The 13,227-nt window shown below is 54.8% G+C and carries 12 protein-coding genes; 11 read left to right on the forward strand and 1 reads right to left on the reverse strand.

The window, feature by feature from the left end:
* Positions 1-146: 146 nt before the first annotated feature.
* The 10 genes from TA5113_RS08475 to TA5113_RS08520 all read left to right on the forward strand — a co-directional run bounded on the left by TA5113_RS08475 (position 147) and on the right by TA5113_RS08520 (position 11,495).
* Entirely contained in the window at positions 147-1,175 is a 1,029-nt protein-coding gene (locus tag TA5113_RS08475) for a substrate-binding domain-containing protein (RefSeq protein WP_058314620.1), read from the forward strand.
* 73 nt (positions 1,176-1,248) lie between these two features.
* Positions 1,249-2,265, forward strand: coding sequence for an ABC transporter permease (locus TA5113_RS08480; RefSeq protein WP_058314621.1), 1,017 nt, complete (start codon positions 1,249-1,251; stop codon positions 2,263-2,265).
* Positions 2,266-2,278: 13 nt separating this feature from the next.
* The gene (locus tag TA5113_RS08485; RefSeq protein WP_106387461.1) at positions 2,279-3,259 is read left to right on the forward strand and encodes an ABC transporter permease; all 981 of its coding nucleotides are present in this window, start codon (positions 2,279-2,281) and stop codon (positions 3,257-3,259) included.
* The gene (locus TA5113_RS08490; protein WP_058314622.1) at positions 3,256-4,782 is read left to right on the forward strand and encodes a sugar ABC transporter ATP-binding protein; all 1,527 of its coding nucleotides are present in this window, start codon (positions 3,256-3,258) and stop codon (positions 4,780-4,782) included. The genes TA5113_RS08485 and TA5113_RS08490 overlap by 4 nt, the downstream gene beginning before the upstream one ends.
* Before the next feature lie 2 nt (positions 4,783-4,784).
* On the forward strand, positions 4,785-5,813 hold the full coding sequence (locus tag TA5113_RS08495; protein ID WP_058314623.1) for an aldo/keto reductase: 1,029 nt from the start codon (positions 4,785-4,787) through the stop codon (positions 5,811-5,813).
* A gap of 3 nt (positions 5,814-5,816) precedes the next feature.
* Positions 5,817-6,845, forward strand: a complete 1,029-nt coding sequence (locus tag TA5113_RS08500) for an aldo/keto reductase (protein ID WP_058314624.1) — start codon at positions 5,817-5,819, stop codon at positions 6,843-6,845.
* Complete coding sequence (locus TA5113_RS08505; RefSeq protein WP_082625844.1) at positions 6,842-7,687, forward strand: amidohydrolase family protein; 846 nt, start codon at positions 6,842-6,844, stop codon at positions 7,685-7,687. Before TA5113_RS08500 ends, TA5113_RS08505 begins: the two co-directional genes overlap by 4 nt.
* A 55-nt stretch (positions 7,688-7,742) precedes the next feature.
* Complete coding sequence (locus TA5113_RS08510; RefSeq protein WP_058314625.1) at positions 7,743-8,861, forward strand: fumarylacetoacetate hydrolase family protein; 1,119 nt, start codon at positions 7,743-7,745, stop codon at positions 8,859-8,861.
* 54 nt (positions 8,862-8,915) lie between these two features.
* Positions 8,916-10,352: an aldehyde dehydrogenase family protein gene (locus TA5113_RS08515; protein WP_058314746.1), complete on the forward strand. Its 1,437-nt coding sequence runs from the start codon at positions 8,916-8,918 to the stop codon at positions 10,350-10,352.
* A gap of 30 nt (positions 10,353-10,382) precedes the next feature.
* Positions 10,383-11,495, forward strand: a complete 1,113-nt coding sequence (locus TA5113_RS08520) for an aldose 1-epimerase family protein (protein WP_058314626.1) — start codon at positions 10,383-10,385, stop codon at positions 11,493-11,495.
* On the opposite strand, the gene TA5113_RS08525 is transcribed toward TA5113_RS08520, so the two are convergent.
* Positions 11,492-12,400, reverse strand: a complete 909-nt coding sequence (locus tag TA5113_RS08525; protein ID WP_058314627.1) for an endonuclease/exonuclease/phosphatase family protein — start codon at positions 12,398-12,400, stop codon at positions 11,492-11,494. The genes TA5113_RS08520 and TA5113_RS08525 overlap by 4 nt on opposite strands.
* 180 nt (positions 12,401-12,580) lie before the next feature.
* Between TA5113_RS08525 and acuR the strand changes: the two genes are divergently transcribed.
* Positions 12,581-13,216: an acrylate utilization transcriptional regulator AcuR gene (acuR, locus tag TA5113_RS08530; protein WP_106387462.1), complete on the forward strand. Its 636-nt coding sequence runs from the start codon at positions 12,581-12,583 to the stop codon at positions 13,214-13,216.
* The last annotated feature ends 11 nt before the right edge of the window (positions 13,217-13,227 follow it).

Raw genomic sequence — 13,227 nt, forward strand, 5'->3', positions numbered from 1 at the left:
TAGTGAACAATGGAGAATAAATAAACTCAAAAATCACTAAATTCACACCAAAGCCGGTGGAAAACCCGGCTCCGCGGTTCTGAGGGGGGAACCGCAAAGCTAGATTGAATGAGCGGCAAGACGCTGCAGACCTTAGGGAGGATTACATGAACAACTTCATTAAATCGGCCGTTTTGGCTGTAACAGCATCAGCGGCGACTATGGCGGCGGCGGAAACCCGTGTCGCGCTGGTCCCTGGTGGCCCACACCCATTCTTTGCCAACTGGGAAGGTGGCGGCGTTGATGCCGTGAAAGACTTTGGTGTGGCATCTTCTGACTACCGCGTTCCACAAGAGTGGAAGCTCGACATGCAGAACAAAATGCTCGAGAGCCTGGTGAGCCAAGGCTACAACGCCTTTGCCGTCTTCCCTGGCGATGCAAACGGCACCAATGCGATGGTTTCCGAACTGAAAGACTTCGGTGCGCCGACAGTTTCTATTGCGGGCTGCACCCAGTCCCCAAGCCCGGTTGAGTTCTGCCTGGCGACAGACGTTTATAAGTCTGCATATCAAGGCACCATGGCTCTGATCGAAGCGATGGGCAACGAAGGCAAAATCGTTCACGAAACATCTTTGCTGATTGACCCGAACACGCAGCTACGCGTTGCGGCGGTAGAGCAAGCGATTGCTGACGCACAAGCGGAAGGCAAAAAGGTCGAGCTGTATCAGCACCTGACCGACGTGGATGACCAAGAAAAAGCGGACCAGAAAATCAACGCTCTGCTCGCGGGTAAAGCGCATGAGTTTGACGGTCTGGTATCCACCGCTTGGGTTGCTTCCGTTGTGACATCCAAAGCACTGCGTTCTTCCAACAATGAAGACCTGAAATTCATCGCGATTGACCACGACCAGATCGTTCTGGACGCGATCAAAGACGGCGTTATTCAGGGGACCATGCTGCAGAACCCGCATGGTCAGGCGTATATCGCGACCTATGCTTTGGACAAACTGTTGAACGGCTGCACCATCAAAGCGGATGCACCATTCAGCCCAACGCCACAGCACACAACCTTCATCGACAGCGGCACCATGTTGGTCACAAAAGACAACATCGACAACTGGGAAGCTGAGATGAAAGCCGTGACTGACGGCATCATGGCGACGTTTGACGAGAAATTCCTCGACTGCGCAAGCTAAGTCGCACTTTGGGTCGCGATCACTCTCCCCGATCGCGGCCCATCCTTAAACACTTACATTCTGGAATACCGAAATGTCTGCCTCAGAAATGGAGGGCAAACCAATGCCCCCTCGGCCTGACGCCGTAAACCTCAACGAGTTGCTCGCCCGGATCGCCAAATCCGCCGGGCTTGCGCTGATTGTTGGGGTTTTGATCCTCATCTTTGTATACGGCGCGCAAGGGTTTACCAGCAAATTCAACCTGTTCAACTTGACACGGAACCTCTCGGTTGCTGCTGTTGTTGGTTTCGGGATGATGGTCGTTTTGGCGCTGGGGCATATGAACCTGGCACTTGGGTCAACGGCTTTGGCCTCGGTTATGATCATGGGCTGGGTCATGAAAGTGGCGGCGCTTCCGGTGCCTGTGGCCGTGGGTTGTGGTCTTGCTGTTGGTTCTCTTTTGGGGCTGCTCAATGGCTGGTTGATTGTCAAAACCAAGCTGCACTCGTTCATTATTACATTGGCGACAGCGTCGATGTTTTTGGGGCTTGTGTTGATCATGTTTCCAGGCGGCCCGATCTCTGACCTTCCCCGCGAATTCACTGGTATCTCGAAGACACGTTATTTTGGTTGGGTGTCTGGCATGCTGCTGATCACGCTAGTTGCAGGCGTCGTTCTGGCAGTGATGTATCGCTTCACGACATTGGGACGGCAAATGTTGGCCACCGGGGCAAACCCCGACGCGGCAGAGCTTTCCGGCATCCCGGTATCTCGCGCGATCCTGTTGGCACACACGTTGTCTGGCTTCCTTGCGGCACTTGCGGGTGTCATGTTCACCGCGCGGCAGGGATCTGCCTTGCTGTCGACCGGCGAAGACTGGCTGCTTGCGTCCTTCTTGGCACCACTCCTAGGCGGCACACTTTTGGCTGGCGGTTATGTGTCTGTTGTGGGCGCGTTCCTTGGGGCAATGCTTGTCGGCATTCTACAAAACGGCCTTGTCCTGATCGGCGTTCCTGATTTCTGGGTCGAGTTCGTGCTGGGCCTCACTCTTCTAATCACCGTTTCCTTGGATCGACTGCGCAACGTGCTTGCGGCACGGCGCGGCAATTGAGGCGGGCAGACTGATGAAAAACGATAATCTTATGAAACGTTTCTTGGCCGCTGAATGGTCATCTTTGTTGATCCTCTCGCTGGTCATGATGGCCGCGATGACGATCATTACCCCTCGCTTTTTGAACTTTGACAACCAAGCGATCCTGACACGCTCTCTGGCACCGCTGCTGATCGTGGCCTTTGCCCAGGCGATCGTGATTGGCATCGGCCAGATGAACCTCGCCGTGGGCGCTATCGGTGGCATGGTCGCCGTGTTCTTTGGCGGCATGATGGAAGCTTGGGGCTTTCCGATCCCTGTCGCCATCGCCATCGGTTTCGCTTGCGGCGTGGCTGCAGGCGCACTGAATGGCGCGATCATTGCTTTCTCTGGCATCAACGGCTTTATCGTAACCCTCGCGACGCTTTCCATCTTCAAGGGTCTGAATCTTGGGGTCACCAAGTCGATCCCGTTCTATGAAATGCCCGACGCGCTGGTGTGGTTTGGCGAGGCTCGCTTTGGACCCTTTGCCGCGATCTTGATCGTACCGGTGATCTGCGTCGTCGCGTTGGCGTGGTTCCTGAAATACAACATCTATGGCCGTCAGATTTTGGCGGTGGGCGGCAATGCTCATGCGGCAGAGCTCGCCGGGATTTCCAACAACCGTGTGACCATTCTGGCGCACACGATTTCCGGTGCATTGGCGGGTGTGGCAGGCATGCTGTCAGTGGCGCGCCTTGGGGTCGGGCAGCCGACCATCGGCGGTGATTGGCTGCTGGCGTCCTTCGCAGCGCCGGTGATTGGTGGAGCGATCCTATTGGGTGGCCATATCCCGATCCTCGGCACGGTGCTTGGCGTTCTGGTGATCATCCTGATCGAGAACCTTCTCGTGCTCTACGGCGTGGACCCGCAATACAACGAATTCTTTGTCGGCGCTCTGATCTTGGCCGCCGTGGGCTTTAACCACTGGCGCAGCCTGCGGGCCGAAGCGCGCTTGAAGGAGGGCAAAGCATGACTGACGTTGCTCTGAAAATCGAAAACGCCACCAAACGGTTCCCAGGAGTTCTGGCTCTGGATCACGCGGCGCTGGAATTGCGCCCAGGTGAAGTCCACGCTCTGCTCGGTGAGAATGGGGCGGGTAAATCCACCTTGATCAAAATCATCACCGGCGTGCATGAGCCTACCGAAGGCACAGTATGGGTCGATGGCGAAGAGGTCACCTTTAAGTCGCCTCATGACGCCATGGATGCAGGCATTGGTGCGGTGCACCAGGAACGTAACCTGATCCCGCGCTTTACTGTTGCCGAAAACATCATGTTGGAAGCGGTGCCCACCAAGCGCGGTCAAGTGGACTATGCTGAGATGCGCCGCCAGGCCGAATATTGGCTGTCTGAGCTTGATCTGGATATTGACCCGGACCTGCCGGTGCAACGTCTCTCCGTGGCTCAAATGCAGCTCTTGGAAATTGCGCGCGCGCTATCTCTGAAAAGCCGGGTGCTGCTTCTGGATGAACCCACTGCGTCGATCACGGAACACGAAGTTCAGGTGTTGTTTAGCTTTCTGCGGAAACTGAAAGCACAAGGCGTTGCGATCCTTTTCGTGAGCCACAAACTTGAAGAAGTGTTTGAAATTTGTGACCGGGTGACCGTGCTTCGCGACGGCAAAAACGCCTGCACGAATGTTCCAATCTCTGATTTGAACCGCGATGGCGTGGTTGCCCATATGGTTGGCCGCGACAATGCGCTTTCTGATCTTGGACACCGCGCGCCGGTAGATGCGCCGACCAAGCTTGAGCTAAAAGACGTCTCCACTCGCATCGGCCATTCGAACGTCAATTTGCACGCCAAAAAAGGTGAAGTTCTTGGGTTCTATGGTCTGGTCGGGGCAGGGCGGTCTGAACTCGCCCGCGCCCTGATCGGTGCAGATAAAATTACCGGCGGTCAGGTATTGATCGACGGCAAGGAAGCTAAGATTTCCAGCGTTCAGGATGCGCTGCGCAAGTATCAAATGGGCTATGTCAGCGAGGACCGCAAAGGCGATGGCCTGATCTTGGCACATTCTGTTGCGGACAATATCGGTGTCACCATCTGGCACAAGATTGCGAAGTTTGGCGGGTTCGTGACGGACACGATGCAACGCAAATCCGTCAGAGGATTTGTTGATCGGCTGGAAGTCAAAACACCTTCTCTGCAACAGACCTTGGGCAATCTGTCCGGGGGCAATCAGCAAAAAGTGTCGGTTGCAAAATGGCTCGCCGCTGAGACGGAAATTCTCATCATTGATGAGCCCACCGTCGGGGTGGATATCCGGACCAAAGGCTATTTGCACAAACTCATCTGGGAAGTGGCAGAGGCTGGGGTGACCGTTTTGGTGATCAGCTCAGACATGCCAGAAATCGTCGCCGTGGCGGACCGCCTGATTGTGATGAATGAAATGCAGGTTGTTGGCGATCTGCCGAACTCGCGTGACTACGACGAGATGAGCCAGAAGATTATGCAATCCATCGTCGGCGCGTCTGACTTAAAAGAAAGCGCGTAACCATGGCGGATCCAACAGAAAAAGTCGCCATCGGCGACACTGGCGTGACGGTTACGCGACTGGGGCTGGGCTCGACACCTTTTGGCAATCTTCTGTCTGAAGTGAGCGATGAGGATGCCGCGCAATCCATTGAAACCGCGTGGAATTTAGGCATCCGCTACTATGACACTGCTCCATTCTATGGCTATGGGTTGGCGGAAGAACGGATTGGTATGGGGCTGCGGCCGCACAACCGGTCTGACTTTGCGCTTTCCTCCAAGGTTGGGCGCTTGGTTCGCAAAGGTCCGCGCACGGCAGCGGATGAGATTCAGGAAAACGGAGAGCCCTATTACTACGCAAAGCCAGACATGATGCTGGTGAGCGATTACTCCTACGATGCGGTGTTCCGATCTATCGAAGAATCCCTGACGCGTTTGGGACAGGACCGTATCGACATCGCCTATATTCACGATCCAGACTTGCATTTTGAGGACACGGTGAACGGGGCCTGCAAAGCGCTGGTCGAGCTGCGCGAGCAGGGGGTCGTGAAAGCCATTGGTTCGGGCATGAACCAATGGGAGATGCTGTCGAACTTCCTCGACCATGTTGATTTCGACATTGTTCTTTTGGCGGGGCGCTATTCGCTTTTGGAACAACCAGCGCTGGAATCCTTCCTGCCCAAATGCATCCGCACTGGTTGCCGCATAGCGTTGGGTGGCGTTTTCAACTCGGGCCTGCTCGCGGACCCGCGTGGCAATGCCACCTACAATTACAAGGCGGCCCCATCCGATCTTGTCGAACGCGCCTTGAAAATCGAAAGCGTCTGCAAGCGGTTCGATGTGCCTTTGAAAGCAGCGGCATTACAGTTCCCGCTGGGTCATGAGGCTATCGCGAGTGTCTTGATTGGCGTGCGCAAGGCGACTGAAGTGGAAGAGAACGTGCGACTGTTCTCCACCGATATCCCAGCGGAACTGTGGCATGCCCTAAAAACTGAGGGGCTGCTGCCAGAAAGCTGCCCGGTCCCACAAACCCTTGAAATGACAGGAACCTAACGGATGCCATCTGCAACTGACAGAACGCCGCTTGGCAAAACTGGCCTCAACCTTTCCCAGCTGGGATTAGGCACGGCGCCACTGGGGAACTTGCTGAAAGATATCCCAGAGGAGCAATCCGAAGCCACGTTTGAAGCAGCTCTCAATGCAGGTGTTCGCTATTACGACACCGCCCCATTTTATGGCTACGGCCTCGCCGAAGAACGCCTCGGGCGGGCGCTGAAAGGGCAAGACCGCTCGGACTTTGTAGTATCCACCAAGGTCGGACGCCTGATCCGCGAAGGGGAGCGCTCTGGGGCTGAAGTTTATGATGGTGGCAAGAGCTTCTATCTTGCCTATCCCGAAAGAAATGTTGTGCGCGATTATTCCTATGACGGGATAATGCGTTCGCTTGAAGAAAGCCTTGAACGTCTGCAAATGGATTACGTGGATATCCTGCATATCCATGACCCTGATGATCATTTTGATGAAGCGGTCAAAGGGGCATACCCGGCGCTGGCGAAGCTGCGCGAAGAAGGTGTGATCAAAGGTGTCTCTGCTGGCATGAACCAGTGGGAAATGCTGTCAGATTTCATGGATCACGGTCGCTATGACGCATTCTTGCTGGCTGGTCGGTACACGCTGCTCGATCATACGGCGCTGCCAAGTTTCCTGCCGAAATGCTTGGAACATGGCACACGGATTATCGCTGGCGGAGTTTACAATTCGGGCCTTTTGGCGGACCCGAAACCGGGCATCACCTTCAACTATGTGCCAGTCGAAAAACCAATTCTGGATCGCGCATTGGCCATCAAAGCGGTTTGTGAAGCAAACGGCGTCGATATGAAGGCGGCGGCCATTCAGTTCCCGCTTTCTCATCCGGCCATTTCTTCGATCCTCACCGGCGTCACAAGCGTGGCAGAATTTGAAGAGAACCGGGTGCTTTTTGAAACGCCGATTCCAGATCAGCTGTGGAGCGACCTGCGCAGCGAAAATCTTTTACCGGCCGATGCGCCAACCCCAGACAACACTCAAGACCGAGGTTTGCAATGATCATTGATAGCCACCACCATTTTTGGAACCCAGAAGAACGCGATTATTATTGGATGGGTGGTGACGTGCTTGCGCCGATCCGTCGGCCGATCGGCCCCGAAGACATGCGCCCGCATCTGCAGGCGAAAGGTGTTGAAGGAACGATCATCGTGCAGACCGTTCCAACAGTCGAAGAAACAGAGGAGTTTCTGGCGACTGCGGCGGCAACGGATTTTGTCAAAGGGGTCATTGGATGGGTGGACCTGCAAGACCCAAAAGTGCACCGCGTTCTGGCCGAGATCTTGTCTGGTCCCCATGGGCACTATCTCAAAGGCATTCGCCATCAGGCCCATGACGAAGAAGACAAAAGTTGGCTGGCGCGTCCCGAAGTGATCCAAGGCATCAAGGCCTGTGGAGATGCCGGGCTGGTCTATGATCTGCTGCCGAAAGAGCCTGAACTGCCGTCTTGCATCACATGTGTCGATGCGTTGCCCGACGTTCAGTTCGTGCTTGATCACATCGCCAAACCCCGCATTGCAGAAGGCGCGCTTGAGCCTTGGGTGGATCTCGTGTCTGAACTCGCCAAACGCCCCAACGTGGCATGCAAGCTTTCCGGCATGGTGACCGAAGCGGATTGGGAGAACTGGACCGTCGATCATCTGCGCCAATATGCCAATGTGATCTTGGAAGTGTTTGGCCCGGACCGCGTGATGTTTGGCTCTGACTGGCCGGTGTGTCTGCTGGCTGGCGACTACGCGGATATCTTTGAGGCTGCCCAAAGCCTGACCGGCACGTTGTCGCCAGAAGATCAACGCAAAGTGTTCGGGCAAAACGCCGCCCGGATTTATCGACTTGATGTGTAACTGAATGCGACGCGGCCCGGGACCCTGGGCCGTATCCACCTCAGTGGAGAGAAAAATGACCACCGAAACCTATGTGTTGCGCCTTTGGTGCAATCAGACCGACGGCCCGATCGTGGCGACCGTGCGCGACGGCACTGTGTATGACATCACCTCTAAAACCGCGCCGCTGGTCAGTGACATTTTCGAAATGGATGACCCGCTGACTTTCGTGAAAAGCCAATCGGGAAGGGCAGTGGCCCAGCTTGACGAGGTTTTGAGCGGGACAGCAAAAACAGTAAAACTGCTCGCCCCGTGCGACACGCAAGCGATCAAGGCCGCTGGCGTGACTTTTGTCGCCTCCATGGTAGAGCGGGTGATCGAAGAACGCGCCGCGGGAGATGCACAATTGGCGGATCAGATCCGTCAGCAGGTTACGGAAGCGATTGGCGCTAACCTGAAGGACATTCAGCCGGGATCAGTGCTGGCCGAGAAAGCCAAACAAGCGCTCATGGCACAGGATCTTTGGAGCCAGTATCTTGAGGTGGGCATTGGGCCTGATGCAGAAATCTTTTCGAAATCCCAATCCTTGTCCGCGGTGGCCCACGGGGACCATGTGGGCCTTCACCCCATGTCCAATTGGAACAACCCAGAGCCAGAGCTTGTCTTGGCCGTTTCTTCCAAAGGGAAAATCATCGGTGCGACACTCGGAAATGATGTGAACCTAAGGGATGTCGAAGGCCGCTCTGCGCTTTTGTTGTCTAAAGCAAAAGACAACAACGCTTCCTGCGCGATCGGACCTATGATCCGGCTGTTTGATGACGAGTTCACCCTTGATCAGCTAATGCAGCAAACGCTCACTCTACGCATTTCCGGAGAAGACGGTTTCGAGCTTTCTGAGACTTGCGAAATGTCGCAAATTAGCCGCGATCCACGCAACTTGGTGATCCAAACAGTGGGCGGGCACCATCAATATCCGGATGGCTTCATGCTGTTCTTGGGGACGCCTTTCGCTCCGACCAAAGACCGAGGCGCACCGGGCATGGGTTTCACCCATCATATGAATGACGTGGTGTCCATCTCCACACCATTATTGGGTGAGCTTCGCAATCCAGTAGCGCGATCTAACGACTGCCCACCATGGACCTTCGGTCCACGCGCCTTGATGCGCAACCTTGCGGCCCGCGGCCTGATCTAACTTTCCTTCTTTTTCATGTGCGCCTTTTTGAGCGCCAAGACACGAGACCTTCTGATGACTGAACAATTCAAAAACCTGATCAACGGCGAATGGAAGGCCGAAACCTTCAAAGCCAATATCAACCCGTCTGACACAAATGACGTAATCGGCGAATACGGCCACGCAACGGAAGCGGACGCTCTTGAGGCAATCGCGGCGGCGAAAGCGGCCTCGGAAGACTGGGGTAAGTCAGGCATCCTGCAGCGCCATGCGGTTTTGCGCAAAGCAGCAGATGAAATCCTAGAGCGCAAAGAAGAACTCGGCGCGCTGCTGTCGCGTGAAGAGGGCAAAACCCTCGCTGAAGGGATTGGTGAAACCATCCGGGCGTCGCAGGTGTTTGATTTCTTCGCCGGTGAAGCCCTGCGTTTGGCTGGCGATACCATTCCTTCCGTGCGGCCGGGCATTGGCGTTGAGATCACCCGCGAGCCGGTAGGTGTTGTGGGCATCATAACCCCTTGGAACTTCCCGATTGCGATCCCCGCATGGAAAATCGCTCCAGCGCTTTGTTATGGCAATACGGTGGTGTTTAAGCCTGCCGATCTGGTCCCAGGCAGCGCCTGGGCCATCGTCGATATTCTGCACCGCGCTGGGCTGCCGGATGGAGTTCTGAACCTCGTTATGGGTAAGGGGTCCGTTGTCGGGCAAGCGATGCTTGATAGCCCAGATATCAATGCGATCACTTTCACTGGTTCCGTCGGCACCGGTCAGCGCGTGGCAGCGGCGTCGGTCAAACACATGCGCAAATTCCAGTTGGAAATGGGCGGCAAGAACCCTCTCGTGGTTCTGGATGATGCGGATCTGGAGAATGCTGTCGAATGTGCCCTAAATGGCGCGTTCTATTCCACAGGCCAACGTTGCACCGCGTCCTCTCGTTTGATTGTGACCGAAGGAATTCACGACCGCTTTGTGGCCCGTCTGATCGAGCGTCTGGGAGAGACAAGCATCGGTGACGCTCGTGGGGAAGGGGTGCACATTGGTCCTGTTGTGGACCAATCCCAGCTTGACCAAGACCTGTCCTATGTGGCGATCGGTCAGGAAGAGGGTGCGACACTTGCCTTTGGCGGCGATGTGGTTTCTGCGAACACACCCGGTTTCTACATGCGTCCGGCTTTGTTCACAGATTGCACCAATGACATGCGCATTTGCCAAGAAGAGATCTTTGGTCCGGTGGCAGGCGTCATCAAAGCCAAGGACTATGACGAAGCTCTGGCTTTGGCGAATGACACGGAATTTGGTCTTTCTGCGGGGATTTGCACTGAAAGCCTAAAGCGCGCGACCCATTTCAAACGCAATTCTAAGGCTGGGATGGTGATGGTGAACGTCCCAACTGCAGGCGTGGATTTTCACGTGCCATTTGGTGGCTCCAAAGGCTCAAGCTTTGGTCCGCGCGAACAGGGTCGGTACGCCGCTGAGTTCTTTACAACCGTGAAGACAGCCTATACCGCAGCTTGAGTTTTAGCGCTAACACTTGCGAGGCCACCCATGCCCAAGCTTTTTGGAAAGTCCCTCACTCGGGCAGAGTTGAACACCTATTGCAGTGATCCTTCACTGCTGTTTGGCGTGGATCAGTTCACCTTTCAGGATGGCCCAGAGCGCGGCGTGCGCATGTTGCGGTTTCGCACCGGTGGCGGGCTGGAATTTGACGTTATTCTGGATCGGGCCATGGATATCGCGTCCATGCGCCACGGTGGAGTGCCAGTTGGCTGGCATGGTCCCGCTGGCTTCCGACATGGGGCCTATCATGAGCCGGAAGGTGAAGACGGCCTTGGATGGGCGCGTTCCGCTTCGGGCTTGGTCAGCACTTGTGGTCTGGATCACATCCATGCTCCGGTCGAGGATACGGCGGATCACTATCACTATGACCTAAAGGACCGGGTTGCGCATAAATTACATGGCCGTATTTCTTTTGCGCCAGCGCGGCTTCGCTCATACGGCGTTGAATGGTCTGGCGATGAGGCTGTGATCTTTGCTGAGGCTGAGATACGCCAGGCTGCTCTGTTTGGGGAACAACTTAGCCTCATCCGGCGGATTGAGGCCGATGTGGGTGGGCAGACCATTCGCCAAACAGACACGGTCACCAATATCGGTTTTGACCCGACGCCTCACGCCATTCTTTATCACGTAAACCTCGGGTATCCTGTGCTAGATGAGGGTACCGAACTTTGGGCCGACATCCGTTCCACCCCTTGGACGTTGCGGGACGGCGATCCGATCATCCATGGCAAGCCTTCTGCGCCATATGAACAACGGGTTTATGAACACGATGTTGCAGCAGGCGCCGACGGAATGGTGTCTGTTGCACTTGCAAACCAATCATTCGTTTCGCCGCAGCATGGGAGCGGGTTGGCGTTTGAATTGTCTTATGATTCAAATACTTTACCCGCTTTCTTCCAATGGCAATATTTCCAATCCGGCAACTATGTGACGGCGATCGAACCTTGCTCAACCCACGCCGGTTCCCGCGCAGATTGGCTTGCGAAAGGTGAGATGCCCATGCTGGCCCATGGTGAGTCTCGCACTTACCAGCTGGCGATGACATGCCATGTCGGAGAGGGCGCGCTAAACGATCTCAAAGCGCGCCTCATGCCAGCTTAGGTCGTCGACACTTCGAAAATGAGCGGCGCGTGGTCTGAGAAGCGTTCAATCCAATCGTCCTGTGCCGCTTCGCTGGCCTCTTCGGCCCAGCCGCCAACACGGACGTCTTCGCCACCCGTTGGTGTGAACGTCAAGTTGTCGGTTGCGTAGACCGCATCCAAGAGTGCGGGCACATAGCTTGAATCTGAGCCGCCATTATAGGTCATCGGGCGCGGCACATAGGGGATGTTCAGCTCGTCGGCTTCGTCGGTGTAATGATCTTCATACTTGCTTGGAATCACTTGGGGCAGGGTCATGGTTTTGCGATCAAGCCCCTGTCTGCCAAGGATTTTGTCGAAGCGCTCGATTTCCTCATAGTTGACAAAGTCCTTATCTGAATAGGTGAGGTTCATACCCATGAAATTCAGATCGCCCAGAAGGACCATTTTACAGCCACCTTCTGTTTCATGCTTCTCATCATACTTTTTCTTTAGTTTTTTGACGTGATCAAACATCGCGTCGCGCAGGCCGAAACCCTCTGGTGTCGAACTACTTTTGAAATGCGAAAACAGGAAATAGAGGTCATCTTTGCCGGTGCCATCATGAAGGTTTAGCCAGGCGGCCGGCCGAAGATAAGGATTGTTCTTCTTAAACTGATCTTTTTGGATTGTGAGATTTCCCAGTCCCGGCCGCACAGAGGTCAGGATTTGCTGGGAATTGTCGCCGCGGGTCACGAACTGCGAATGGTTCGGGAAAGCATCTTTGAATGCGTCTTCGACATCGTCGCTTTCCACTTCGATCAGACCAAAAACATCCGGGTCTTCTTGTTTGATGACGTCGATCACACGCTTCAATCGGTCCTTTCTTGCGCCGGATTTCTTTCCCGTGAAATGTTCGACATTCCAGCTAAGCACTTTAACTTTCATAAAAAATCCTCCCGAAAATTCAATAAAACTGAAGCCTAATGGCGTTGTTATGTTGAATCAACTTTGTTGAGTTTCTGTGACATAGAGCGCAACTCCGGATTGTAGGCGGTCAAAAGCGACGTTGCGTCGGCGGTGCGTATCGAAATTGATTTATTAGACAGGTTAGTCTAGAAAATAACTATGACGGCTGCCTCACCATCCACCGAAAAAAGACGCGGACGCCCTAAGCGTGACCCGCAAACTGCCGAAGCGCGGCAGAAATTGATCCGCACAGGGCTCATTCATTTGACGGAGCGGGGTTACTCTTCGGTGGGCGTGGACGAGATTTTGAAGGCATCCGGCGTCCCAAAGGGAAGCTTTTACCATTACTTCCAGAACAAAGCTGACTATGGCAGCCAGTTGATCGACGCCTATAACGACTATTTTATTGGTCGGCTCGATGAGGCCTTTTCTGACGAGGATTTGACGCCACTCAATCAATTCAGCGCGTTTACTGAAGGAGCTATTGAGCGCATGGCCCACCACGGGTTTCGCAGGGGCTGCCTTGTTGGAAACCTTGGTCAGGAGATGGGCGCATTGCCTGAAGACTACCGTGCCAAGCTGATTGATGTTCTGTCGCAGTGGGAAACGCATTCCGCAGACTGCTTAAGCCGGGCACAAGCCCAGGAAGAAATCCCAAAGACCAAAGACCCCAAAGCCCTCGCCAGTTTCTTCTGGATTGGTTGGGAGGGGGCGGTTTTGCGCGCGAAACTTGAACGCAGCCCGAAACCGCTCACCGACTTCACCGAGACCTTTTTCACCATGTTAACCGCCTGATCGGAGAACAC

The sequence above is a fragment of the Cognatishimia activa genome (genome assembly GCF_001458335.1).
GTDB lineage: Bacteria > Pseudomonadota > Alphaproteobacteria > Rhodobacterales > Rhodobacteraceae > Cognatishimia > Cognatishimia activa.

Excerpts from the sequence above, each read along its gene's own strand:
- TA5113_RS08485 (WP_106387461.1), top strand. The coding sequence starts at position 2,279 with ATGAAAAACGATAATCTTATGAAACGTTTCTTGGCCGCTGAATGGTCA.
- TA5113_RS08520 (WP_058314626.1), top strand. The coding sequence starts at position 10,383 with ATGCCCAAGCTTTTTGGAAAGTCCCTCACTCGGGCAGAGTTGAACACC.
- acuR (WP_106387462.1), top strand. The coding sequence starts at position 12,581 with ATGACGGCTGCCTCACCATCCACCGAAAAAAGACGCGGACGCCCTAAG.
- TA5113_RS08510 (WP_058314625.1), top strand. The coding sequence starts at position 7,743 with ATGACCACCGAAACCTATGTGTTGCGCCTTTGGTGCAATCAGACCGAC.
- TA5113_RS08525 (WP_058314627.1), bottom strand. The coding sequence starts at position 12,400 with ATGAAAGTTAAAGTGCTTAGCTGGAATGTCGAACATTTCACGGGAAAG.
- TA5113_RS08505 (WP_082625844.1), top strand. The coding sequence starts at position 6,842 with ATGATCATTGATAGCCACCACCATTTTTGGAACCCAGAAGAACGCGAT.
- TA5113_RS08495 (WP_058314623.1), top strand. The coding sequence starts at position 4,785 with ATGGCGGATCCAACAGAAAAAGTCGCCATCGGCGACACTGGCGTGACG.
- TA5113_RS08500 (WP_058314624.1), top strand. The coding sequence starts at position 5,817 with ATGCCATCTGCAACTGACAGAACGCCGCTTGGCAAAACTGGCCTCAAC.
- TA5113_RS08475 (WP_058314620.1), top strand. The coding sequence starts at position 147 with ATGAACAACTTCATTAAATCGGCCGTTTTGGCTGTAACAGCATCAGCG.
- TA5113_RS08515 (WP_058314746.1), top strand. The coding sequence starts at position 8,916 with ATGACTGAACAATTCAAAAACCTGATCAACGGCGAATGGAAGGCCGAA.
- TA5113_RS08480 (WP_058314621.1), top strand. The coding sequence starts at position 1,249 with ATGTCTGCCTCAGAAATGGAGGGCAAACCAATGCCCCCTCGGCCTGAC.
- TA5113_RS08490 (WP_058314622.1), top strand. The coding sequence starts at position 3,256 with ATGACTGACGTTGCTCTGAAAATCGAAAACGCCACCAAACGGTTCCCA.